At 69.3% G+C, this 24,230-nt stretch carries 20 protein-coding genes; 8 read left to right on the forward strand and 12 right to left on the reverse strand.

The window, feature by feature from the left end:
• Window positions 1-14: 14 nt before the first annotated feature.
• The 3 genes from ACX9TP_RS45260 to atpG all read right to left on the reverse strand — a co-directional run bounded on the left by ACX9TP_RS45260 (window position 15) and on the right by atpG (window position 3,262).
• Window positions 15-584 (reverse strand): hypothetical protein, encoded by a 570-nt coding sequence (locus tag ACX9TP_RS45260; protein ID WP_482976928.1) that lies wholly within the window; start codon window positions 582-584, stop codon window positions 15-17.
• Between the two features lie 33 nt (window positions 585-617).
• The gene (atpD, locus tag ACX9TP_RS45265) at window positions 618-2,063 is read right to left on the reverse strand and encodes a F0F1 ATP synthase subunit beta (protein ID WP_482976929.1); all 1,446 of its coding nucleotides are present in this window, start codon (window positions 2,061-2,063) and stop codon (window positions 618-620) included.
• A gap of 305 nt (window positions 2,064-2,368) precedes the next feature.
• Window positions 2,369-3,262 carry an ATP synthase F1 subunit gamma gene (atpG, locus tag ACX9TP_RS45270; protein WP_482976930.1) on the reverse strand — a complete coding sequence of 298 codons (894 nt, stop codon included), beginning with the start codon at window positions 3,260-3,262 and terminating at the stop codon, window positions 2,369-2,371.
• A gap of 229 nt (window positions 3,263-3,491) precedes the next feature.
• On the opposite strand from atpG, the gene ACX9TP_RS45275 reads away from it, so the two are divergent.
• The 3 genes from ACX9TP_RS45275 (at window position 3,492) to ACX9TP_RS45285 (ending at window position 5,027) form a co-directional block, all read left to right on the forward strand.
• Window positions 3,492-3,914, forward strand: coding sequence for a response regulator (locus ACX9TP_RS45275; RefSeq protein WP_482976931.1), 423 nt, complete (start codon window positions 3,492-3,494; stop codon window positions 3,912-3,914).
• Between the two features lie 48 nt (window positions 3,915-3,962).
• Window positions 3,963-4,640, forward strand: a complete 678-nt coding sequence (locus ACX9TP_RS45280; protein WP_482976932.1) for a SanA/YdcF family protein — start codon at window positions 3,963-3,965, stop codon at window positions 4,638-4,640.
• A 114-nt stretch (window positions 4,641-4,754) separates the two neighbouring features.
• Entirely contained in the window at window positions 4,755-5,027 is a 273-nt protein-coding gene (locus ACX9TP_RS45285) for a hypothetical protein (protein ID WP_267858631.1), read from the forward strand.
• A gap of 255 nt (window positions 5,028-5,282) precedes the next feature.
• On the opposite strand, the gene ACX9TP_RS45290 is transcribed toward ACX9TP_RS45285, so the two are convergent.
• On the reverse strand, window positions 5,283-6,890 hold the full coding sequence (locus tag ACX9TP_RS45290; protein WP_482976933.1) for an SMI1/KNR4 family protein: 1,608 nt from the start codon (window positions 6,888-6,890) through the stop codon (window positions 5,283-5,285).
• 563 nt (window positions 6,891-7,453) lie between these two features.
• On the opposite strand from ACX9TP_RS45290, the gene ACX9TP_RS45295 reads away from it, so the two are divergent.
• Window positions 7,454-8,998, forward strand: coding sequence for a CotH kinase family protein (locus tag ACX9TP_RS45295; RefSeq protein WP_482976934.1), 1,545 nt, complete (start codon window positions 7,454-7,456; stop codon window positions 8,996-8,998).
• Between the two features lie 41 nt (window positions 8,999-9,039).
• Complete coding sequence (locus tag ACX9TP_RS45300; protein WP_482976935.1) at window positions 9,040-9,384, forward strand: thioredoxin family protein; 345 nt, start codon at window positions 9,040-9,042, stop codon at window positions 9,382-9,384.
• A gap of 10 nt (window positions 9,385-9,394) precedes the next feature.
• Here ACX9TP_RS45300 and ACX9TP_RS45305 read toward each other — a convergent pair whose 3' ends face one another.
• The 6 genes from ACX9TP_RS45305 to ACX9TP_RS45330 all read right to left on the reverse strand — a co-directional run bounded on the left by ACX9TP_RS45305 (window position 9,395) and on the right by ACX9TP_RS45330 (window position 18,295).
• Entirely contained in the window at window positions 9,395-12,337 is a 2,943-nt protein-coding gene (locus tag ACX9TP_RS45305) for a pentapeptide repeat-containing protein (protein ID WP_482976936.1), read from the reverse strand.
• A gap of 6 nt (window positions 12,338-12,343) precedes the next feature.
• A complete protein-coding gene (locus tag ACX9TP_RS45310) occupies window positions 12,344-12,676 on the reverse strand; it encodes a DUSAM domain-containing protein (protein WP_482976937.1) in 333 nt (110 codons plus the stop codon).
• A gap of 162 nt (window positions 12,677-12,838) precedes the next feature.
• Window positions 12,839-14,413 (reverse strand): hypothetical protein, encoded by a 1,575-nt coding sequence (locus ACX9TP_RS45315; RefSeq protein WP_482976938.1) that lies wholly within the window; start codon window positions 14,411-14,413, stop codon window positions 12,839-12,841.
• A gap of 56 nt (window positions 14,414-14,469) precedes the next feature.
• Complete coding sequence (locus tag ACX9TP_RS45320; protein ID WP_482976939.1) at window positions 14,470-16,326, reverse strand: ABC transporter ATP-binding protein; 1,857 nt, start codon at window positions 16,324-16,326, stop codon at window positions 14,470-14,472.
• 35 nt (window positions 16,327-16,361) lie between these two features.
• A complete protein-coding gene (locus ACX9TP_RS45325; RefSeq protein WP_482976940.1) occupies window positions 16,362-17,297 on the reverse strand; it encodes a universal stress protein in 936 nt (311 codons plus the stop codon).
• 806 nt (window positions 17,298-18,103) lie between these two features.
• Window positions 18,104-18,295: a CsbD family protein gene (locus ACX9TP_RS45330; RefSeq protein WP_482976941.1), complete on the reverse strand. Its 192-nt coding sequence runs from the start codon at window positions 18,293-18,295 to the stop codon at window positions 18,104-18,106.
• Between the two features lie 254 nt (window positions 18,296-18,549).
• On the opposite strand from ACX9TP_RS45330, the gene ACX9TP_RS45335 reads away from it, so the two are divergent.
• Entirely contained in the window at window positions 18,550-20,325 is a 1,776-nt protein-coding gene (locus ACX9TP_RS45335) for a methyl-accepting chemotaxis protein (RefSeq protein ID WP_482976942.1), read from the forward strand.
• Between the two features lie 50 nt (window positions 20,326-20,375).
• Here the strand turns inward: ACX9TP_RS45335 and ACX9TP_RS45340 are convergent, their stop codons facing one another.
• Window positions 20,376-21,215, reverse strand: coding sequence for a hypothetical protein (locus tag ACX9TP_RS45340; protein ID WP_482976943.1), 840 nt, complete (start codon window positions 21,213-21,215; stop codon window positions 20,376-20,378).
• 268 nt (window positions 21,216-21,483) lie between these two features.
• On the opposite strand from ACX9TP_RS45340, the gene ACX9TP_RS45345 reads away from it, so the two are divergent.
• Both ACX9TP_RS45345 and ACX9TP_RS45350 read left to right on the forward strand, forming a co-directional pair.
• The gene (locus ACX9TP_RS45345; protein WP_482976944.1) at window positions 21,484-22,014 is read left to right on the forward strand and encodes a hypothetical protein; all 531 of its coding nucleotides are present in this window, start codon (window positions 21,484-21,486) and stop codon (window positions 22,012-22,014) included.
• Window positions 22,011-22,592, forward strand: coding sequence for a head protein (locus ACX9TP_RS45350; protein ID WP_482976945.1), 582 nt, complete (start codon window positions 22,011-22,013; stop codon window positions 22,590-22,592). The genes ACX9TP_RS45345 and ACX9TP_RS45350 overlap by 4 nt, the downstream gene beginning before the upstream one ends.
• A 7-nt stretch (window positions 22,593-22,599) precedes the next feature.
• Here the strand turns inward: ACX9TP_RS45350 and ACX9TP_RS45355 are convergent, their stop codons facing one another.
• On the reverse strand, window positions 22,600-24,174 hold the full coding sequence (locus ACX9TP_RS45355) for a phytoene desaturase family protein (protein WP_482976946.1): 1,575 nt from the start codon (window positions 24,172-24,174) through the stop codon (window positions 22,600-22,602).
• Window positions 24,175-24,230 lie beyond the last annotated feature (56 nt).

Below are 24,230 nucleotides of genomic sequence, written 5' to 3' on the forward strand. Positions count from 1 at the left end.
CTCGCACTACCGCATCAGAACGTGAGCCGGTGGGTGCTTCCACCCACGGGCTCGAACTCCACCACCCCGGCATCCGTCAGCCGGGGCCCCTTGCCGGGGATGCCGAGCGTGCCCTCCAGCCACTTGAAGTGGTGGGTGAGCTGGCGCACCTCGGAGAGCTGCCGCGTGTTGAGCAGCTCCGTCAGCCGCTTCTCCTGGAGCCGGTTGCCCTTGCTGTCGTACTGCGCCGCCACCGCCACGTTCGCCCACGCGGGCGGACCCTTGGGCCGCTTCTGCTTCTTGCCCTTCACGCGCGGCGGCGGAGGCGGCGGCTTGCCCTTCTCCACCAGCGGCCACAGCACCCAGACGCGCTCGCCGTCGTTGGAGACGAAGAAGAAGTCGTCCACCGTCCCCAGGCACTGCGCCAGCTGCCAGACGGGGCCGCTCTCCTTCGTCACCTCCAGCCGGCACTGCCCCGGCGAGACTTCCACCAGGTGCACGCTGAAGAGCCCGTTGGCACTCACCCGGGTCCTCCCCTTGCGCTCCTCCGCCAGGGCGGGGAGCGCCAGGAACAGCAGGGCCAGGGCAAGCGCGCGGCAACGCATAATCACCTCGGGAGGTGAGGCGAAGCGGGACGACTAGGAGGCCGCCATCTTCCGGGCGTTCTCCACCACCTCGTCGATGGAGCCCGTCATGTAGAAGGCGCCCTCGGGGATGTCGTCGTGCTTGCCCTCGACGATCTCCTTGAAGCCCTGGATGGTGTCCGCGAGCTTCACGTAGCGGCCGTCCTTGCCCGTGAAGACCTTGGCCACGAAGAAGGGCTGGGACAGGAAGCGCTGAATCTTGCGGGCGCGGGCCACCACCAGCTTGTCCTCCTCGGAGAGCTCGTCCATGCCGAGGATGGCGATGATGTCCTGCAGCTCCTTGTACCGCTGGAGCACGCCCTGGACCTTGCGGGCCACCGCGTAGTGGTCCTGGCCGATGACGCCCGGGTCCAGGATGCGGCTGGTGGAGTCCAGCGGATCCACGGCCGGGAAGATGGCGAGCTCGGCGATGGAGCGGTTGAGCACCGTCGTCGCGTCGAGGTGGGCGAAGGCCGTCGCGGGCGCCGGGTCCGTCAGGTCGTCGGCGGGCACGTAGATGGCCTGCACGGACGTGATGGAGCCCTTCGTGGTGGAGGTGATGCGCTCCTGCAGACCGCCCATCTCCGTGGACAGCGTGGGCTGGTAACCCACGGCGCTGGGGATGCGGCCCAGGAGGGCGGACACTTCCGAGCCGGCCTGGGTGAAGCGGAAGATGTTGTCCACGAAGAGGAGCACGTCACGGCCCTCCACGTCGCGGAAGTACTCGGCCATCGTCAGGGCGGAGAGGGCCACGCGGGCGCGGGCACCGGGCGGCTCGTTCATCTGGCCGTACACGAGGACGGCCTGCGAGGCCTCCAGGTTGTCCGTCTGGATGACCTTGGTCTCCTGCATCTCGTGGTACAGGTCGTTGCCCTCGCGGGTGCGCTCGCCCACGCCGGCGAACACGGAGAAGCCGCCGCGCTCCACGGCCACGTTGCGGATGAGCTCCTGCAGGAGCACCGTCTTGCCCACGCCGGCGCCGCCGAACAGGCCAATCTTGCCGCCACGGGTGTAGGGGGCGAGCAGGTCGATGACCTTGATGCCGGTCTCGAACATCTGCACGCGCACGTCCTGCTCCGTGAAGGGCGGGGGCGCGCGGTGGATGGACCAGTACTCCTGCGCCTTCACCGGGCCCATCTCGTCCACCGGGTCACCGGTGACGTTGAGGATGCGGCCCAGGGTGGCCTTGCCGACCGGCACCTGGATGGGCGAGCCGGTGTTGCGCACGGCCATGCCGCGGCCGAGGCCCTCGGTGGAGTCCATGGCGATGGTGCGCACGGTGTTCTCGCCCAGGTGCTGCGCCACCTCGAGGACGAGGTTGTCCGCCTCGGCGCCCAGGTTGGGGTTGGTGACCTTCAGGGCCGTGTAGACCTCGGGAAGCCCGCCGGGCGGGAACTCGACGTCGACCACGGGGCCGAGGACCTGGATGACCTTGCCTGCCGTCGGAACTTGAGCGCTCATGGAATTCGTCTGCCTCGCGGGGGGAACGGCCGGACGCCGCGCCCTTCTAAAATTCGGCCCGGATGGGAGGGCGGGCCCCCTTTACCGGGGGCCTCCCGTAGGGTCAAGCCTCCCGGGCACTTTGGGGTAAGTCGGGCTTAGCGGACCCAAGCCCCGGACGCCACCCTCTTGGCGCCCATCCGTCCGCCCGCCCCTGGCAGGCCGCCCTGGGGGCTGCCGGAGGGCCCTGTCGGAAAAAGCAAAGGGCCCACTCCGGTGACGGAGCGGGCCCTGGCTGGGAGTCACACGCCTTGGAGCCGCGAGGACTACTTGAGCGCCTCGGCGCCGGAGACGATTTCCATCAGCTCCTTGGTGATGACCGCCTGGCGGGTGCGGTTGTAGGTCAGCGTCAGGCTGCCGATCATGTCCGACGCGTTGGAGGTGGCGTTCTCCATGGCGCTCATGCGGGCGCCGTGCTCGCTGGCCACGCTCTCCAGCAGCGCGCGGTAGAGCTTGATGTTGACGGCCTGGGGCACCAGCCGGTCCAGCACCGCCTGGCGGTCCGGCTCGTACTTGAAGTCCACCAGGGCGGGGGCGCCGGCCTCGACGGGGGCGGGGGCCTGGCCCTCGGCGCCGAGCGTCTGCAGCGGCAGCAGCTGCGTGACGGTGACCTTCTGGGCGATGGCGGAGACGAACTCGTTGTAGACGATGTGGACCGCGTCCACCTCGCCATTGAGGTAGCTGGCGACCAGCTCCCCGGCCACGTCCGCGGCGGCGCGGTAGCTCAGGCGCTGGTAGAGGCCGCCGAAGTCCTTGCGGATGGCCTGGCCGCGGTTGCGGAAGAAGTCGTTGCCCTTGCGGCCCACCGTGGCGAGCCGGATGCTCTCCAGCGCGGTGTTCTCGTAGAGGAACCGGTTGGCGCGGCGGATGACGTTGGAGTTGAAGCCGCCGGCGAGGCCGCGGTCCGAGGTGAGGAGCACCAGCTCCACCTTCTTCACCGGGCGGGCCGCGAGCAGCGGGTGGCTGAGGTTCTCATCGCCGGAGCGCGCCGCCAGGTCGGAGATGATCTGGTCCAGCATCGTCGCGTAGGGCCGCGCGGCGAGGATGGCGTCCTGCGCCTTCCGGAGCTTCGCGGCGGACACCATCTTCATCGCCTTGGTGATCTGCCGAGTGTTCTTCACCGAGCGGATGCGCTTGCGAATGTCACGAAGGGACGCCATGGGACCGGGAAGCTCCTGTGGGACGTTCAGCCCGCGTCGCCCATGTAGGAAAGAGCAGGGGACGGCGGCGGGGCCCCCTATATAGGCGGGCCGGGGGCCGGTCAACGGCGGCCTGTCCGGACCTGGGCGGACCCGGGTGGAGCAGGCGGGCAGGCATCCCGGGCGGCCTCCCGGTGGTGGGTGGCCGACTTACCTTGGAAGGGTGCTCACACCCCGCGCGGAGTACCCCATGCCAGCTGCCAACGGTCCCCTGCTCATCGTCGAGGACGATGCGGACATCCGTGAGGCCCTCCAGGGCTACCTGGAGCTGCAGGGCTACACGGTGCGCGCGGCGAGCAACGGGAAGGAGGCGCTCGAGTACATGGCGACGCCGCCCCGCCCCGCCCTCATCCTGCTCGACATGGCCCTGCCCGTCATGGACGGCCACCGGGTGCTGACGACGCGCAAGACGAGCAGCGCGCTGGCCGAGGTGCCCGTCATCATCCTCTCCGCGGGCATGGCGGCGATGAACCCGCGGGACAGGGCCGTGTACGCGTCCAACTACGACGTGGCGGCCTTCCTGAAGAAGCCGGTGGAGCCCCGGCAACTGCTGGAGGTCATCGAGCGCCACGCGCTGAAGTCGTCCGGAGCCCAGGCGGGCACGTCTCCCTGACACGGCGGGGCTTCACGGCCCTTTCCGGAGGCAGGCGGCCGGAACACAATGGCCCCTCCACGGGTGTTCTCGGGGTCCATGAAGCCAGGCGGTGCGAGAAGGATGTGGGTGCGCAGAGGCCTCCTCGCGCTGGCCGTGGTCGGCCTGGGCCTGCTCGTCCTCTCGCACCTCGTGCGGGTGAGCTACGAGGACCGCATCGTGCCCCTGTCGACGGCGCCCGAGGCCCCGGTGGCGCTGGTGTTCGGCGCGGGGCTGGCGCCGGGCGCGGTGCCGTCTCCGGTGCTCGCCCAGCGCCTGGATGCGGCGATTGCGCTGTGGAAGCAGGGGAAGGTGCAGGCGGTGCTGGTGAGCGGAGACCAGACGAAGCCCTTCCACCACGAGACGCGGGCCATGCGGCGCTACCTGCTGGAGCGCGGGGTGCCGGAGGCGGCGGTGCAGGGAGACGAGGCGGGGCTGTCCACGTACGACAGCTGCCTGCGGGCGTACACGGTGTTCGGGGCGAAGCGGGCGCTGCTCGTCACGCAGCGCTTCCACCTGTCGCGGGCGTTGTTCATCGCCAACTCGGTGGGCATCGACGCGTGGGGCGTGGCGGCGGACGAGGGGCGCTCGACGCCCTGGCGGTACACGGTGCGCGAGACGCTGTCGCGCGTGCTGGCGCTGGCCATGGTGCTGCTGGAGGTGGAGCCCGTCCACCCCGCCAGCCGCACGGCGCTCCCGGAGCGCTGAGTCCCGAGCGAGCAGGGGCAGGCAGGCGGGCGGCGAGAATTGCGGCGAGCCCGCCCGGTTCTCATTGTTGACCCGAAGGCAGCCGACCCACCGCGCTTTCTCGAAGGAGAGGCCATGCGATTCAAGAAGCTCGGTTCGGAGGACGTGGGCGAGTCGACCTCGCGACGTCACATGAACCCGGATACCGGTGAGGAGGAGATCAACATCTCCGACCAGGACATGGCGGCGACTCCGCCGCTGGAGGACGAGCCAGACTTCCGCGACATCCTCCCGGACCAGATTCACGAGTTCCGCCGGGGCGACGAGGAAGAGGAAGGGCCGGAGCTGACCGCCCAGCCCGACGAGCGCATCCGCCCCATCCGCCGCGACCAGCTTCCCGAGGGGTAGCGGCACGGGGCGCGCCGCCCGTGCCAGGGAGCGGCACGGGTTCGCGGCGCCGTGGAAGTGAGTGGAGCCCGGTGTCGCGCCGGGTCCGTGCAATGGAGGTCCCGGTGCGCGGGCCGTGGAGCGCTCGGGCTCCGGTGACGTGAGGGCTTCGGGTGAGGCCGAGCACCGCTGGGTGCCCGGCCTCTTTCGCGTCCTGTGCTGGAGCGGTGAGGCGAGGCCGGGCGGCTGTGTTTCGCCTGGCCTCCGCGACTTCGTTCAACGACCGCGTCCCTTGGCTCCCTTCTTCGCGGCAGCCTTCTTCGCGGCTCCCTTGCTGACAGGCGCCTTCTTCGCGGCGGCTTTCTTCGCTGGCGCTTTCTTGGCTGCGGCCTTCTTCGCGGGAGCCTTCTTCGCCGCTGCTCCCTTCTTCGCGGCGGCCTTCTTCGCCGGAGCCTTCTTCGCCGGAGCCTTCTTCGCGGCGGCCTTCTTCGCCGCTGCTCCCTTCTTCGCGGCGGGCTTCGTTGCCGCAGCGGTCTTCTTCGCTGGAGCCTTCTTCGCCGCAGCGGGCCGCTTGGAGGCAGGTGCAGCAGTGGTCTTGCTCACCGGCGCCGTCTTCGCGGCTGCAGGAGCCTTCTTCGCCGCAGCCGGCGCGGTGGCGGGCGCAGCGGCCGCTTTCTTCGCGGCCACGGGCTTCCCGGCTGCCGCCTTCTTCGCGGCGACACGCTCCGGGGGAGCCTGCGTCTCGGCGGGAGGCGCGGTGACAGTGGGCACCGTGGCCGCCTTCTTCGCCGCCTTCTTCTTCACGGCGGCAATCACCTCGGCCCCCTTCACCTCGGGGGCCGCCGGTGCGGCAGCGGGTTCGCCAGGCGCCTCCATGGCGGGAGCCGCCTCGGCGCGAGCCTTCTTCGCGGCCTTCTTCGGCGCGGGCGCGGCGGGAGTCTCGGCGCCACCGGTCTGCGTCCCCCCGGTCGCCCCCGCGTCACTCGCTGAGGCCCCCGTGGCCTCGCCCGTCCCGCTCGAGGTTCGAGGGAGCAGGATTCCCGCCCCTCCAGTCTCCGGGGACCGGGGCTCCGCACGCCCCACGGGCTTCGCCTTGCTGGCCGCCCGTCCATCGCCCATCCCCACCGGGCGTACCGGCTTCTTGGGCTCCGCCTTGGGCTTCTTCCCACCGAAGGGCCGCTCCTCGTCGCCCCTGCGGCGCGAGTCATCCTCGTACTCGTACGCGAGCTCGCGCACCTCGCCCAGGTCCTCCTCTTCGGCGGCGGCCTCTTCTTCCGCCTCGGTCACTTCCGCCTCCAGCGCGGCGCCATCGGCCCCCTTGCCCTCCTCCTCGTCGGCCTCCGCGCCGGACAGCGCGCCCTGAAGCACGGCGTTCATCGCGCGGGCGAACGTGCGCTCACCGAAGCTCTCCACCTCCGCGGGCGGCACGAGCACGTCGAGCATGTCCTTCAGCGTGCGGTACAGCCGCAGCTCCTGCTTCTCGCCATCCCACGTGCCGTAGACCCAGTCCTCGTCGCCGAGCGCGTCCATCCAGCCGGGCAGCGGCCCTCCCCCGTCCCCCTGCTCGACCATCGCGGCCTTGCGCGCGGTGAACAGGTGACGGTGGAGCCCCTTCAGACCGATGCGCCACACGCCCGCCGCCGGCAGGCCCACCAGCTTGAGCCGGGACTTCTCCAGGACACTCGCGGACCCTTCCGGCCCGTGCAGCTGGAACAGGTGCACGTCACCGTTGAGCTCCCCGCCATTGAGGGCCTGATAGAGAGCACCCAGCTCCTCGGGGAATGGGACGCCGCACTCCGTCTCCGCCCGGCGGACCTCTTCCGCGGGGACACCGGGTGACGATGCCTTCGCCGACTTCCGCAGTGCCTCCAACCACTCGTGCATGACCCCTCCACGACATCCAGCAGTGACACAACCTTACGGCGGGTGTGCCCTCCTGCGCAGTGCGGGTGTTGGCTTTTGATGACAGCCCGCCACAGTTGATCCAACCCCCACGGGCTGACACCGCGAACCGTCCCGAGCGGATATAGGGAAAACCCCTGGCGCGCGGCCTCCCCATCCCTACCTCCCACGGAGGACGGGTCCGGCTTCGGCCTTCGTGCGACGGACACGGGCCCGGCACGCCGCCAGGCGCCCCGTGGGCCCGCAACACACCTGATCCACCGCGGCGGGGAATGGGGCCTCCCCTGGCTGCCCGCCCTGCCTCCGGACGAGCCCGGAACAGGGGACGAGCAATCTCCAGGACAGTGCATAGCCTCCGCCAGCCCTTCGGGCCGCCGACGTCGCGGGCTGTCCGGGGCGATGGCACTTCCACGCGTGGAGGGAGCATGGGTCGTGGAGCGGGATGGTGGGTGGCGGGACTCGTGGGCCTGCTGGCATGCGGGCACGGTGCCCCCGCGACGCCATCGCCGAATCCCGTGGGGCCCTATCCACCGGTCCAGTCGACCGTGCCGACCTTCGCGCTGGAGGTGGCCCCGGCCGACCTCCGGAAGCTGGAGGCGGACCCGACCTCCGACGCGTCCGTTCCCTGCACGGTGACGCTAGAAGGCGTGCGGGCGACGGGACGCGTGCGCTACCGGGGCGCGAGCACGCGGGACTTGCCGCAGAAGAGCTACAAAATCGAGCTGGACCCCGGCCAGGAGCTGGAGGACCGCGACCACTTCGAGCTGCTCGCGAGCTGGCTCGACGGCGGCAAGCTGACGGAGAAGTTCGCGGTGGACCTGTACCAGGCCCTGGGGCTGCCGGTGCCGAGCGCCCGCTATGCGCGCGTCCGCGTGAATGGCGAGCACCAGGGGCTCTACCTGGACATGGAGCACGTGGGGAAGGACTGGCTGAAGCACCACGGCCAGGAGCGCGATGCGTCCATCTACCGCTGCGGCCATCGCAACTGCGAGCTGACACTCGGGCCCGGTCCGTACCAGGGCGACTTCGAGAAGAAGACGAACGAGGACACCGGCCGCGAGGAGCTGACCACGTTCCTGGAGTGGGTGAACCGGAGCGACGATGCGCGCTTCGAGGAGGAGCTGGAGCACCGGGTGGATGTGGAGGCGTACCTGGGCAACCTCGCGGCGGACGCACTCATCTCGAACACGCTCATCGAGGACTCGCGCGGCTTCTGGGTGCATGCGATGCACGCGGACCGGTGGACGTACGTGCCGTGGGATTTGAACAACGCGCGGATGCTCTACTGGCGCACGCGGAGTCCGGAGGCAGCGCCCGTGGTGGACCGGTGGCCGCAGTCCTTCACGCTGTATGACCCGGAGGTGCAGGACCTGTTCGAGACACGCGTGACGGCGCGGCCGGAGCTGCGGCCCACGTGGAGCGTGCTCGCCACGCGGGTGTGGGACCGGCCGGCGCTGCGAGCGCGGGTGCTCGCGAAGCTGGAAGCGGCGCTCATGGGGCCGTTCTCCGAGGAGCAGGCCCTGGCCCACATCGACGCGTTGTGGGCGGTGGTGGAGCCGGAGCTGAAGGACGACCCGCACGCGTCCGCCGAGCACGTGGAGCGCGCGCGGCGGTTCCTCCAGGACTACGTGCGCGGGCGGCGTGAGTACCTGACGAAGGCGCTGGAGGCGCTGAGAGCGCACGGGAGCGGGCCGCTGGTCATCCGCGAGGTGACGACGGGAGGCTCGGGGTACGTGGAGCTGTACAACCGCGGGCCCCAGGCGCTGGAGCTGGGGAGCTACGAGGTGACGAACGATTTGCGGGCCACGACGCGGTACCGGCTGGCGGCGGGGACGCTGGGGCCGGGGCAGGCGGTGCGGCTGCTGGCGAGCGGGGACACCGCACGAGGACCGCTGCACCTGCCCTTCACGCTGTCGAGCGATGGGGGCGAGGTGGGGGTGTTCGACGGGGCACGGCGCTCGGAGATGACGGGGAGGCCGGTGCTCCATGGGCCGGAGGACGCCGTCTGGTTCGGGCCGCTGCCTGCTGGCACGGTGTACGGTCGCAAGAGCAGTGAAAACAGCGAGGACTTCGAGCGGCGCGCCCCGTGAGCAGGTTGAAGACGGAGGGGGAGACCGTTAGGCAGGAGGCCATGGCACATCCCGTGAGCTACGAGGGGACGGCGGAGAACTTCGACCAGCTGGTCATGGAGCCGAAGGGCGAGCTGGTGGTGGTGGACTTCTGGGGTGACGGCTGCCCGAACTGCGACATCTACGCGGCCGCGGAGCCCATGCTGCTGTCGGAGCTCGACGGTGCGCCGATGCGCGTGGTGAAGGTGAACGCGTACAAGTACGAGGACCTGGCGAAGCGCTTTGGCCTCTTCGGGATTCCCACGTTCCTGCTGTTCCGCGACGGGAAGCTGCTCGGGAAGATGAGCCAGTACTATGGGAAGGAGTACTGGCTCGGCGTGGTGAGGGACCACCTGCCGAAGGCGTGAGTCGGGAGGTTCAGTGAGGCGGTTGCATGGCGCCTGCTGCGACAGGATCGAATCCCTCGGGCCAGAGTGTTTCCTCGCTATAGACGGCATCATTCAGCCGCACCCCCTCCAACGACGCGCCAGTCAGATTCGCAGCGGCAAGGTACGCGCCTCGCAGATCGGCGCCCCGCAGATTCGCGCCCTTTAGCGACGCCATTAGAAGAGACGCCTTCTCCAGCCTCGCATTTGAGAGGTCCGCATTGTCCAAGCGGCAATGCTCCATTTGCGCGCGCTCCAGCGCCGCATCGCAAAGGCACGCTGCTCTCAAGTCGGCATCATCGAGCTGGGCGTACGTGAGCTTTGCACCTCGAAGTGACGCTTCCTTGAGAATCGCGTCTTCCAGATCCGTGCCCACTAGGCTGGCGCCATCCAGATTGGCTCCCGAGAAGTCGGCGCTCACGCCTGTCTGGGTCAACGTGAAGGCCGAGCCCGAAAGAATGGCACCTCGCAGATTGGCTCTTCGGAAATTGGCGCCTCGGAGATTGAGCTCGGACAGAATTGCTCCTTCGCAGAGCGCACCGCGCGCCATGATGATGGGGCCGATTCGCATCAGCCAGAACCAGGCAAGCATCGACCTCATTGTGAGCTTGTCGCGCTGCATCATGCCGGGACTGCCCCGGAGAGAGCTCCCGATGGCTAGCGCCGCTTCGCGCAGCCATGGCCGCCTGTCCTCTCGCAGTGACAACTGACGACTACGTCCTCCGCGAGCAGAGTCTGTCGGCACCTCGGGTTCTTCCGTCTCGAAACGTGCCTGCGCCCAGTCAAACAGGGAGTGACGCTCGGATTCGCTCAAGCTGAATGGCGCCGCCGTACGTCGTGGATGCGGCTCTCCGTCCAACATCTCCAGCAGGAATTCAAACGTTCGGTCCTCACGGCTGAGCAGCCTTCCTCCCAGCAGTGGAGCCTCGATCTCCTCCCAGCCCCGTGAGGGCGCACGGGCAACTGCCTTCAGCCTGTCCGCCCAGTAGCGCGCCACCAGGAACTCGCGGAAGGACTTGTGACCAAAGAGAAGCTGGCTTGCTGCCCCGGAGCGCAAGTGGGCCTGGAGCGTCAGGAGCAATCCCACCTGGATCGCTTCGATGGTCTCGGCCGCACCACCATCCACCTGCAACTCATGGACGAGCAGGCTCGTGATGCCATGCTTCGTGAGTACTTCCGGCTTCCGTGAGGGCTCAATCATCTGACGCTGGTCGAGCTTTGTGGCCTCCCAGGCGACTCGGCTCATGAGCCAGAGCATGGCATCCGGCGGCTCGGTGTCCCGCGTCACCATCCCCCTGCTCATCAAGTGCCGATGAAGCTCGGCGGACGCCTCGTAGACGTTTTTATGATGCTTCCGGTCCGCCTCATGTTTTCCCCGCGCGATCTGCCAGAAGAACTCCTCGTACAGAGCGGCACGGCTTGCGCCAACCTCGCGGGACTGGCCCTTCCAGGTCTGCGCGACCATGAAGAGGAGAATAGGAGTCCTGGCCAACTCGCCCAGGTGTCTCGACTCCAGTTCCTGAACCGTCGGCCCTGCACCTCCGTTCAAGACGCTCCATGCTTCGAGCCAGGAGGAAATCTGAGGTTCGGCCCACGGCAGGATTTCGAGCACCGGGATGCCTTCCAGCCCCTGCTCCGCAGGAAGTGCCCCTGGGCGCGAGAAGATGATGAAGCGGTGGCACTCCGAGGCCTCGTCCTTGATGCGCTGGAAGAACGATTCCAGCCGCCGCTCTCCGAGGATGACCTCGTCCAGCCCGTCGAGAATGAAGAGGGCTCGCTGCGTGCGCTTCGGGGGCTCGAGGGCCGGGTCATCGAGCTTCAACTTCAAATCCAGTTCACCCGCTTCGCGCTTCCACGCCCTGCGCACGAACGCGCCGAGATCGAACCCCTCCTCGGTCAAGTCCTCGGCGCACCGGATGAAGACCGGCAACTCCGCCTCTGGTGACGGGGTACGCATTTCCAGGAACCGCCGAGCGAGCCGCTGCGCCAGCGACCGCGCAGTGAGCGACTTCCCCATTCCGAAGTCCGCACGGACGACGACGGTGTTCGTCTTCGAAGCAGCAAGCCAATGTTCGATCAGGGCAAGCACGGGCTGCCCTGCCATATCTGCATCCCGCGCCTTTGCAACGAGGCAGGCATCGGGCTCGACATACATCCTCGCGAGCGGCATGAACGGAATGGGGTCATCCTTGGGCCTGTCGCGCCACTCCACATTGCCGAAGGTGTGGCGCTCGCCCCATCCGGCCATGTCCCGCAGGAGCAGTTCGCGCAGCATGCGTGCGCGATAGTCGCCAGCCACTCCGGCCACATACTGCTGAAGCCTTTGACCTTCTGGAGCAGCCAACACCTGTTGGTACGCGAGAAGGAAATCCCGCTCGAACGCCAGTCGCCCCTTCTCCAGGTCGAGCAACGGAATTCTTCCCTCGTCCCCTTCGTCCAGCTTCGGGTTGGAGAAGGCCTTCCACAGGGCCCGGTAGTACGGAGTCGCCAGGGGCTCGTCGATGACGGCCGCGTCCCTCACTCCCTCCACGCTCGCGGGCAGGTCTCCCGCCTGCAGCAGAGAGGGGCCCCCGAGCTTCGGAAGCGAACCGACGGCGAGCTTTACTCGGAGGTCAATCTCCTCCGCACGCTCACGTTGCTCCCTGTCCATGAAGAGCCGGAACCCACGCGGCACCAACTTCCTGTTGAACGCCCACTGCCGTCCGAGCGCATGACCGAAACACTGCGTGACGACGCCAAGGTGCAGGGCCGCCATGTCCGAGAGCTGCCCGGAGCTCTTTCCTCCCAGGTCTCCCAGCAGGTCCGTCGCCAGCCGTATCGCGGTGACTTCCTTGCTGCTGATGCCCTCTTCCTTGAAGGCATCCCATGCGGCCATCCCCGCCTGCAACAGCTTGCTGATGACCTTGACGTAGACGAGCGCGTCGAACATGGACATCCCCCCTCACTCCAAATCCTTCAGCTCCGTCTCGGCCCACTCCCGGTAGCGCGGAACGGACTCGCTCGCGATGTACTCCGCCAGCACCTTGCGCGCGCCAGCGGTGTCGCCCACCTCCTGGAGGTCGCGCACGTCGCCGAGCGTACTGGAGTACCGCTTCCCGCCTTCCCTGACCCGGCGGCGGACTTCCTTCACCAGCGACGCCGTACCCTCGGGCGTCCGCAAGGAGGTGTAGACCTCCGCCTCGGCAAGCGCCATCTGCAGGGCGACGGATTGCACCTGCGCGCGGTCCTCACCGGGAAGCTCCAACCTTCCCTCTGGAGAGATCCACTGCTCCATCGCAATGACCTGTTCCCATGCAGGTACTCGCGTTCCCACAGTCCACCCCCAGAAAGCCCAGCGCGCCAGGCGGCCCGCCAACATGGCGCAGCCAGCCTAACGCGAGAATGCACAGACTCAGTGCATCAGCGATGGGCAGCCAGAAATGGAGTCAGGTGCGACTCACGCCCGCAGCACAGTGACATTCCGGCCCGAGGGCGCCTGCGCCTGCTCGAAGCGCGTTCGGGAGTCCGCATCACCGGCTTCCCGGCGTCGGTCGAAGATGACGAGCACGCCCGTGTCGAGGCTCAGCCGCTCCAGGTACTCGTCGAGCTGGGTGAGCCCCTTCGCGAGCGGGTCCTTCTCCCCTTCCCGCCACACCTTCAACTCCATCGCCTGGCGCTGCCAGCGGCGCTGGGCGACCTCGGTATAGGGCCAGCGCACCAGCAGGTCGATGCGGCCCCGGCCTACGCCATACTCCCGGTCCACGAAGCCGCCGCCGTTGACGACCCGATGGAGAAAGGCCATGAGAACCAGTTGCGGCGCGACCTCGTGGTACGAGAGCCCGGCGGTCAGCACCTCTCCGTGCTCGCGCCAGAAGGCGGCGAACTCGCGCAGCAGGCGGTCGAAGTCCAGCCGGCCGTCCGGTAGGACGAAGCTGCGTGGCTCGGCCTGCATCTGGAGCTCGGCGTCTCCCGCGAGCACCCGGGCAATCACCTCGCGGTAGATGGGATTCGCGACTCGCACCGGGTTGTCTGGCGCGAGCAGGCCCAGATCTCGCGCGTACTGCACGTCATCCTGGTAGCTATCTCCCGACGTCAGGGTGCCCGCGAGCACGGGCTCGAGCACGCGGCGGATGCGCGGCTCGTGCAGCCGTGCCACCAGCGAGTCGAGATGCGTAACGCGCGCGTAGATGAGCCGCTCCTTCGCTGCATCGATGTGCTCGGCAGTGATGGGCTCACCGGCGGGCACCTTCAGCTCCTCGATGACCTCCCGGGCGAGGGCGTTGACGAGCCAGGGCTGACCGGCCGTCAGCTCGAAGGCACGCGCCATCGCCGGCTCGGTGAAGACCTGTCCGGTGTCGGCGGTGTGCTGCCGGTACAGCTCCGCCACCTCCTCCGCGTCGAAGTCACCCAGCCTCAGCGAGGCGAGCTTGATGTTGAAGGGACTCGCGGTACCGAGCCGGTCGGCGTCGCCGCCGCTGGCCGCCTTGTAGTCGCGCACGTCCCGCAGACCGCACAGAACGACGGACGCGGGAAAGGCGTGGGGTCTGTTGAGGAAACCGCTCCGGAGCTGGCGCAGCACGCTGATGAGGCTCTGGCCTCGCAGCGCATCAATCTCGTCGAGGAACAGCACCAGGGGACGTCGGCAGACGCTCGCCCAGGCGGACAGCGCCGTGCCCAGGAGCAGGCTGTCGGGGGCCTCGGGAAAGGGAGGCGGCTGGAGCTCGGGCGGAAGGGAGTGCCCCGCACCGAGCCGCAGGTTCCCCAGGATGGCCCGCTGCGCCTCACCGAAGTCGTCACCGGCCGCCTCACCGACCTCGCAGGAGAAGTAGAGCGCGGCGTAGCGGCCGGAGGCCGTCAGCTGCTCCGCCAGCGCACGGAGCGCCGTCGTCTTCCCTGTCTGCCGGGGCGCGCGGACCATGAAGTAGCCGAGCTGCTCGACCAGCCCCGGCGCCTCGGGGAGCCGGCGCTCGGCGGGAATCATGTAGTGCCAGTCCGGACGGCAGGGGCCCGCGATGTTGAAGCGGCGCGGCATGGACACAACCTGCACTGGAGAGCGGGCCGGCGCAAGGAGCGCGCCCGCGGTACCGCTCAGTCCCTGTACCCCCGCGCCTGCAGCCGGAACAGGTGCGCGTAGCGCCCGTCCTTCGCCATCAGCTCGTCGTGGCTCCCCAGCTCCTCCACCTGTCCGTTGTGGAGCACGGCAATCTGGTCCGCCATGCGCACCGTGGAGAAGCGGTGCGAAATCACAATCGCAATCCGGTCCGCCGCCAGCGCCTGGAAGCGCTCGAACAGCGCATGCTCCGCTTCCGCGTCGATGCTCGCCGTCGGCTCGTCCAGAATCAGCACCTCCGCGTCGTCCCGCATGAACGCTCGCGCCACCGCCAGCTTCTGCCACTGCCCCGACGACAGCTCCTGCCCCTTCTCGAACCAGCCCCCCAGCATCGTGTCGTACTGGTTCGGCAGCGCCGCAATCACCGTGCTCGCCCCACCCTCCTCCGCCGCCTTCACAATCCGCGTCCGGTCCTCCAGCGCCGGCACGTGCCCCAATCCAATGTTCTCCGCCACGTTGAACTGGTAGCGCACGAAGTCCTGGAACACCGCCCCGAAGCGGCTGCGCAGGTCCTCCACGTCCATGTCCTTCAGATTCACCCCGCCGTAGAGAATCTCCCCCTCCGACGGCTCGTACAGGCGCAAGAGCAGCTTCACCAGCGTGCTCTTCCCCGCCCCGTTCTCCCCCACCAGCGCCAGCTTCTGCCCTGGCCTCAACGTCAGATTCACACCCTTGAGCGCCCACGCATCCTTCCCCGGATAGCGGAAGGACACGTCGCGCAGCTCAATCGCATTCCGGTGCCCGCGCGGCGGTGACTTCGCCGGCAGCACCCGCGTCGTCTCGCCGCCCGTGGGGATGTTCAGGTACGTGAAGAGGTTGCTCATGAAGAGCGCGTCTTCGTACATGGAGCCGATGCTCGTCAGCATGCCCTGGAACGCCGCCTGCCCCTGACGGAACACGCCCAGGTACAGCACCATGTCGCCCACCGAAATCGCCCCGGTCGCCGCGCGCCCCGCCACGTACAGGTAGCAGGCGTAGAACGCCGCCAGCGACAACAACCCCAGCCCCAACCCCCACGCCATCCGCTTGAAGGCCAGCGCCCGGTCCTCGTTGAAGAACTTCTGGAACAGCGTCCGGTAGCGCCCCAGCACCAGCGGCCCCAACCCGAAGAGCTTCACCTCCTTCACGTGGTTGTCCCGCGTGAGAATCCACTCCAGGTAGTTGAGCTTGCGGCCCTCCGGCGCCCGCCACGAGTACAGCCGGAAGCCCTCCGCCGCCAGCCGCGCCTCGGCGATGAACGCCGGAATCGACGCCGCCACCAGCACCACCACGCTCCACGGCGACAGCGCCACGAGCAGCGCCGCGAAGGTGCTCAAGGTGATTCCATTGCGCACAATCGAGAACGCGCCCATCACCAGCGACAGCGGCCGGCTGTTCGCCTCGCGCCGCGCGTTCTGCATCTTGTCGTAGGTCTCGGAGTCCTCGAAGTGGCGCAACTCCAGGTCCAGCGCCTTCTGCAGAATCCGCTCGTTGAGCAGGTTGCCCAGGTTGGCCCTGAGCAATTCGCGCGTCAGGTTCAGCCCGCGCTCCACCACCGCCGCGCCCAGCATCAGCCCGAACTCCAGCCCCACCAGGCCGTAGACGCGCGCACGAGCCTCCTGCGAGCCCTGCGCCGCCGCCACCACCGAGTCCACAATCAGCTTCCCCACCCAGGCGATGCCCGCGGGCAGCACCGCCGCCACCAGCGTCAGCACCCCCAGCAGCACCGCCATCCGGGGGCTCGCCTGCCAGAAGAGGCGGAAGGTGCCGGGCAGCTGCTGGACGAGGCTGCCCGTGCTCTTCAGGCGGGCCAGGAGGGACTGCGGGACGGGGGAAGCGGGCGTACGAGGGGACACGGTCCGCGTTCATAACGCGGACCCTCCGTCCGCGCTCAGGAGGCGGACGCCGTGTGCCTCGCCACCAGCACGTCGCAGCCCGCCCGCGCCAGCACCCGCTCCGTCAGCGGCGTGCGGGCCTCCGCCCCCGACATGGCCACCGCCAGCACGTCCGAGCCGCGCTCCGCCGCCTCGCCGAGGATGCCCTCCGCCGGCTCGCCGCTGCGCACCCGCACCTCCAGCTCGCGCCCCGTCTCCCGGTAGGGAGCGAGGAACCGCCCGAGCGCCACCCGCGCCCCGCGCTCCGCCTCCTGCCGGAGGAGCAGCCACCGCTCCGCGGGCGCGCCCGAGGCCCGCAGCGCTTCCTCCTCCGCGCGCGTGTCCACCACGTGCAGCACGTCCACCGGCGTGGGCGACGGGCACAGCCGCAGCGTCAGCTCCAGCGCCCGCCGGGACTCTCGCGAGAAGTCCACCGCCACCAGCGGCCGCGCGTACGGCCGCACCGGGTGCGGCACCACCACCAGCACCGACGCGCCCAGCCTCAGCACCATGCGGCGCACCATGGAGTCCTCGGCCAGCTCCCGCACGGGGTACGTCACCAGCGGCCGGCCCAGCACCACCAGCTCCGCCCCCAGCTCGCGCGACACGGCGGACGCCGCCTCCACCGGGTCGCCCAGGCGCAGCACCTCCTGCACCTCCACGTCCACCCGGTGCCGCAGCCGCCGGCACACGGAGGACACCGCCTTGCGCAGGCAGCGCTCTCCGGGCAGCGCGCCCGCGGGCCCGTCATGGCCATCCAGTGGCGGCCCCGCGTGCATCACCGCGAAGACACCGCCCTGGCCCAAGGGCAGACGCAGCGCCCGCGCGAGCGCGAACTCGGAGCGCAGGGAGAAGTCCGTTCCGACGATGAGCCGCGACACGCCGCGCTGGCCGCGAAAATGGCCCGCCGCCAGCAGGGGCAGGGCTCGCTGTGAAAGTTCCTGGGTCCTCATCTCACGTCCCTCCTTCCGCCTTCCTCAATTGTTTAGTGTCCGCGCTCCCGCGTGGGTGACAACGGTTCTCGCGGAGAGAGGCCTCGGGCGGGCCGCCGCTCCACGAGCAGCCGCCGCACCCCCGACATGAAGGGCCCCGTGGGCAGAAGATTCAGGCGCCCTCGCGGATGTGCCACCGGGCCCGCCGAGCCGGCGACAGCGCGACCGGGCAGGTTGCTCCCCCGTCCGCGGACCGCGCCCGCGGGAACACTTTCCGACTCACCCCGAAAACGTGGCGCGGTGCGTCCGGGCGCGACGCGGAGATTCACCGCGAGCCCGCCACGTGCGTCATACGGTGGACGGGCACCCTGAAAAATCTCCAGCGCGGGGGCGCGCGTATCACACCTGGGCGCAGCAGGCCGTGCATCGGCGAACGGCGGTTGGCGTGCTTGGCGCGTCCGAAGGGAGACAGAGCGACTCCGGACGGCCACACGAAGCACGGCCGGAGGTTTGCAGAAGAGGTGCGGCGGCGGCGCTCGGTGCAGTGGGCGGCGGGTCGGACGGGAAGCGGACGAAGGGGGTAGTACCAATGCGCGGGGTCATCACCGGACGAGAGGTGGTCGCCAACCTGGGGCTCATCTACCGGGAGTTCGGTGCCAGCTGCGTCTTTCGTTGTCTGTGGGTCATGCTGAGCGGCAAGTCCACCACGTTCCTCGAGGTGGCCTGCCCTCCGGTGACCAAGCGATAGAACGCGGCAAGGGCCGCGGGAGGATGTTCTCCCCGCGGCCCGCACCAACAACACACATCGGTTTCAATGCGCCAGGCGGCTACGGCTCGTCACGGCGCGGCTTGTCGGGGTCCAGCGCATCCTTGATGACGCGCTTCGCGTCCTCGACCTTGCCCTTGAGCTCGCCCTTGGCCGTGTCCTTCTTGCCCTCGGCCTCCAGCTCACGGTCGCCGCTCGCGACGCCCACGGTTTCCTTGATGCGTCCCTTGGCCTTGTCGGTCCACTCACCCATGACGGGGCTCCTTTCGCTCGAGCCATCAGCTCCAGAAAAGTGAGCACCCAGGCGATGGCGTGCAGGCGACGGGGGCTCGCACGCCTGCCTGCTAACCGGGCAATTCATGTTTTATTCGTATCCAAACCCGGTGAAACGAGACGCGGCGGGTTCTCCTGGCAGAAGCCCATCTAACGGGGAGTAAACCCGGACATTGACGCAAGGCGCTTCGGGCCGCACGCTGGGGTCACTGCCACCCCGGAGTCTCAGCTTCGATGTCGACCACCTCGCTCCCGACCCCTGGCGCGCTGCTGCGGCGGCTGTATCTGCTCCGGTCCGTCATCACCACGGTGGCCTTCACCCCGGCCCTCTACGTGGACATGCAGCTGCTGGCGCTGGAGGGCGAGCGCGAGCTGCGAATCTTCCTGGGCGTCATCACCCCGTTGGTGCTGGGGCTGTGCGCGGTGGCGCAGCCGCTGGTGGTGACACCGTGGCTGCTGCGACGGGCACTGAACTCGGAAGGGACGCTCCGGGTGCAGCGGTTGATCCGCATCCCCGCGACGCTGGCCTTCGTCGAGGCGATGGTGTCCTGGGCGGTGGGCGGCGTCCTCTTCAACGGCGGGGTGGTGCTGCTGCTGGGCCGGCCGGCCTCGGTCATCTTCGTGGGCGTGGCGGTGGCGGTCAGCGCGGGCCTGTTCAGCTGCCCGCTGATGTTCATGGCCTTCGAGCGGGTGATGATGCCCACGGTGCTGGATGCGTACCGGCAGGCGCCCACCGCGAGGCCCGCGGGTGAGGGCTTCGCGGCGCGCCAGCTCTGGCTGCTGCCGGCCACCGTCGTCTCCGCGCTGCTCGTCACCTGCCTCACCAGCATCGTCACGCTGCACCTGCGGCTGGAGCGCGGGCTGGGCGCGCTCGCGACCGACATGAAGGACCGCGGCGACCTGGTCGCGGCCGAGCGCGTGAAGGCCACCATCCGCCCGCTCCAGGAGGACCTGGTGCTGCCGTTGGTGATGCTCGGCGGCTACGCGGCGCTGGGCTCCATCATCACCGCCGCCTGGGCGGCCCGCCGCCTCGCGAAGGGCTCGCGCGCGGTGGGCGCGTCGCTGGAGGCGCTGGTGGACGGGCGCGCCGCGCCGCCGCAGTGGGTGTCCTCGGACGAGCTGGGCGACCTGGCGGCCAACACGTGGCAGCTCTACCAGCGCCTCCAGGAACTGCCGCGCTCGCTGCGCTCCTCCGCCGGGGACCTGGCCGTGGCCGGGCACCGGCTGTCGCAGGCCAGCACGCAGCAGAACCAGACGCTGTCGCGGCAGGCCGCGGCGCTGCACCAGGCGCGCGCCACCGCGCAGGAAATCCAGCAGGCCTCCCACGTCACGTCCTCGCGCGCCACCAGCATCCTCCACGTGGCCGAGCGCGCCGCCGCCGTGGGCAAGCTGGGCGAGGAGTCGCTGGCCGGCACCGAGAAGGGGCTCGCCTCCATCCGCGAAATCGCCGCCGGCCTGCACGAGCAGATGCTCGATTTGGAGCAGCGCGCCCGCGAGGTGGGCCGCGTGTCCGAGGTGGTGAAGGCGCTGGCGGACCAGTCGCACATGCTCGCCATCAACGCGGCGATTGAGGCCACGCGCGCGGGCGAGCACGGCAAGGGCTTTGGCGTCGTGGCGCGGCAGATGCGGGATCTGGCGGACCAGTCGATTCAGGCCACCAACCAGGTGCGCGGCATGCTGGAGACCATGGCCGCCGCCACGCACCAGGCCACGGCGATGTCGACCCGGGGCACGGACGGAGTGGAGACGGCGCTCACCCCGCTGCGCACCAGCGGCGAGCGGCTGCGCGAGCTGGCCGCGCTGTCCCAGGAGTCCGCGACGGCGGTGCGCCAGATTACGGAGGCCGTGTCGCAGCAGCACCAGGGCGTGGACCAGCTCTTCGCCGCCGTGCGCGAATTGGACGAGCTGACGACGGACACGCTGCGCCACCTGGACACCACCCAGCAGGCGGCCACCGCCGTCACCCAGGCCACCGGGCAGGTGTCGCAGCTGGCGGAGCGGTACGTCTGACCGTCCGCTCCCGCGCGCCGGGAGCGGGCCGCGGGGATGAGTCGCTCCTGCTAGGACGGCTCGACGGGCAGCTCGGGAGCGAGGCGCCCGTCCGGCGTCAGCACTGGCGCGCGGAGCAGCACCGCCACCTCGCCCATCAGCTCGGCCAGTCGCCGCAGCCGCTCTCGGGGCTCCGGGCCGCCCTCGTCGAAGCTGGCCGGGTCCAGGTATGCGAGCTGCGCGGAGGCCCGTCCGTACACCCCGGCGACCCGTGTCGTCCGAGCTTCCAGCTTCGCGTGCAGGGCTCCGAGGAACAGGGTCGCCTGGGACAGCGCGCTCGCGGCTTCATCCAGCGCGCGCACCCGTGCGTCCGGCGCCGTGCCCGCTGCCATGGTGACGGCCCAGGGTGCCGCGGCCTCGAACAGTGATGCGCCGTCCACCACCACGGGCGGCGCGTCCTCGTCCAGCCAGCCACGGTCCAGCCACGTCAGCACGGGCTCCAGCTCCGGAGGTGCCTCCGTGCCCGCGCCCAGCAACGGCCACGGACGCCTCGCGGCGCGCGGCAGTGGCTCCAGGGGCAGGGCCCGCAGTGCCTCTCTCGCTCCGGGCTCGAGGACGTCGTCTTCTCGCGCGTATTCCCAGCGCTCCAGCCGCTCCAGCAGCGCGCGGAAGGGCGCCACGCCCTCCACGTGAGCGCGCGACTGGAGCTCGCCCCACGCCGTGACGCCGTCCCTCACGCGCAGCCGGGCGGCCTTGAGGGACGCCAGGGCCTCGCGGTGGCGCTCGCGTGCGTCGCGCACCCTCGCCTCCTCGGGCGTCCGGGGCTCGCCTTCCTCCAGGATCCGCTTCACGCCGAGCCCCAGCGCTGTCAGCACCAGGCCCCCCATCGCGATGGGGATGAAGAAGGGCATGCGTGTTTCTCCTCTGGAGAAGGGTGTCAGCATCGCACCCGCGTTGCCCACCCGATACAACCGGGCCGTTACCTGGTTGTCCGCCAATCAGCCAGCCGTCCCGTGCGCCTGCTAGCGTGCGGTGAACCCCTCCGGGAACGGCCCCCCATCCATGCGAAGCAGCACGACGCCGGCAAGAGTCACGGCGGCAGTCCTCAGCGTACTTCTCACGGCCTGTGGCACCACACGCCACGTCGCTCCAGCCAATGCCGATGAGCTCACCCGCTTCGTGCTCTTCATCCGGGAGCGGCCTGACGGCACCGTCACCCACTCCTGGCAACGCGCCGAGGAGGTGAACCTCGCTGAGTACAGGGCGCTGTCGCGCTCGCGGCAGAGGCTTCGGAACTTCCTGCCCGTGGTGGCCCAGCCGAGGGACTGCCATCAGGAATTCGTCGATTGTATCGATGAGTGCAAATCACGCCCTCTCGCCCCGGGATTCGGACACATCACCTCCGGTAAATCCAAGGACGCCAGGAAGGCCAGCAAAGAGGTGCACTGCCGGGGTAGATGCTGGCAGCCTTATCGGGATTGCAGCGAGCTACAGGACTTGAAACCTCAAGAGTTCACAGCCGTCGACAGCGCGGTGGACTGGCTGAAGCGCAACCGGAAGGCGGTCCTGGTGGGAAGCGTGGTCGTCGTGGCGGGCGTGGCCTTCGTGGTGCTCTCCGCGGGTACGGGGCTCCTCGTCCTCGCACCCGCCGTGCTCCTGGCCGAGCCGGCGACAGCCACCGAGCCCTGGATGGCGGAGGTCTCACCATGAGCAAGGACTGGGAGTTTCCTTTTCGCGTCCTGAACCTCCTGGGACGGCTCCGGGAGGAGTCCACATCCGAGGAAGACAAGGAGTACCTCGGTGCGGCCATGGACGCGCTCGACTTCATCTTGCGGTCGGGTCAGTCTCACGACTTCGAGGCCTATCGTGAGAGCCTCAAGGACGACCCGCCTCCCCTCGTCATCGCGACATTCGACACGAGGAAGAGCGCCGAAGCCTGGCTGAAGGACCACCCCAACCCTCCAACCGGTGCCGATGTATTGGTCGCAGGCGAGTACCACTACGCCAATTGCTCAGACGACCTCAAGCGTCGCCATCTGCTCCGCACCAAGACGCTCGAGCACTACCTCCGAGCTGTGATTGACGACGGCCTCCCCCCACCGGTGGCCACGTTCGACACCCTGGAAGAAGCCAGGGCCTGGGTCGACAGCCAGCCGGAGCCGCCCCGCCAGGTCATCATCACGATTGCCGGCGAGCCCCACCTCGTCGCGTACCACTACAAGGTCGGCCTCCGCGCCATCTACCCGCTCTCCCGCGCCGCTCCGCCCGGCTCCATCAACTACGAATAGCCCCGCGTCAGCCCGCGCGGGCCTTGGGCGCCGCATCCGCCCCGTCCAGTGGCGGCACATACGGCCATCCCGGCAGCGGGCCCTTGCCGGCCTCGCGCGTGAGGTAGTCCGCCGCGATGTTGGCGCTCTCCATGATGGTCAGCAGCCCGCTGCCCGGGTGCGTGCCTCCGCCCACCCAGTACAGCCCCTCCACATCCCGGTTCTTCACCTTCGGCCGCAGCGGCCCCAGTTGCAGCCACGTGTGCGACAGGTTGAACACCGCGCCGCGGAACACGTTGAAGTCGTCCCGCCACGTCTCCGCCGTGAAGTAGCGCTCCTCGCGGATGTGCTGCCTGACGCCCTTCAGCCCCACCTTCTCCAGCATGGCCGGGATGCGCTCGCGCAGCTTCGCCTCCGTCGCGGCCCAGTCCACGTCCCGCGCCGTGTTCGGCGTGGGCACCAGCACGTACAGCGTGGAGTGCCCCTTCGGCGCGCCGGACGCATCCGTCACCCCCGGGTTGCACACGTAGAAGGGCGGGTCGTCCACGTCCACGTGCCGGTCCTCCAGCGCGTCCCGGTCCGTGCGCCGCGCGGCCTCCGACAGGTAGATGAGGTGGTGCGGCAGGTCCGGGTACACCGTGTCCAGCCCGTAGTACGCCATGAACGTGCTGCACGAATACTTCGCCTTCTCCAGCGCCGCGTCCGTCAGCCGCGAGCCCTCGCGCGCCTCGGCCGGCAGCAGCTTCGTCGCCGCGTACGCCAGGTCCGCGTTCACCACCACCGCGTCCGCGTCCAGCACCTCGCCGCCCGCCAGCTTCACCCCCACCGCCCGCCCCGCCTCCACCCGCACCTGCTCCACCGCCGTGCCCATGCGGAAGGTGGCGCCCAAATCCTGCGCACAGCGCATCATCCCCCGCGCCAGCTCGCGGAAGCCGCCCTCCACGTGCCACACGCCGAAGGCCAGCTCCAGGAACGGAATCACGCTGAACACCGACGAGCACGTCGTCGGGTGCAGCCCCAGGTACTTCGACGGGTACGCCAGCGCGTACGTAATCCGGTCATCGTGGAAGAACGAGTCCAGCTGCCGGTACAGCGTCTGCCACGGCTTGAAGCGCAGCGTGGGCGCCAGCCGCCACGGCGCGTAGTACGCGAGGCTGCCCGCGTTGGTGCAGATGAACTTCTCGTAGGCGATGGCGTACTTCTCACGCCCCTCCTCCATCCACCGGCGCAGCGCCACGGCCTTCTCCGAGCCGTACTTCGCCACCTCCGTCTCCATGCGCGCCATGTCCCTGGACGTGTCCAGGTGCGTGCCGTCCCAGAAGTGCACCCGCGTGTTGATGTCCAGGGGGACCAGCTTCACGTAGTCGTCGATGCGCCGCCCCGCCCGCCGGAAGATCTGCTCCAGCACGCCCGGCAGCTGGAGGATGGACGGCCCGGTGTCGAGCGCGTACTCGCCATTCGCGCCGAGCTTCAGGCCCTTCATCCGCCCGCCGGGCACCGCGTCCTTCTCCACCACGGTGACGCGCAACCCCTGCCCGGCCAGGTTGATGGCGGCCGACAGCCCTCCAGGCCCTGCTCCCACGACGATGACGTGACGCACCATGACGCATTGATGCCTGAACGCCCGGGAGGTTGCACTCCCCTCGGTGCACGGGCGGA

This window comes from Pyxidicoccus sp. M15 (assembly GCF_056858435.1).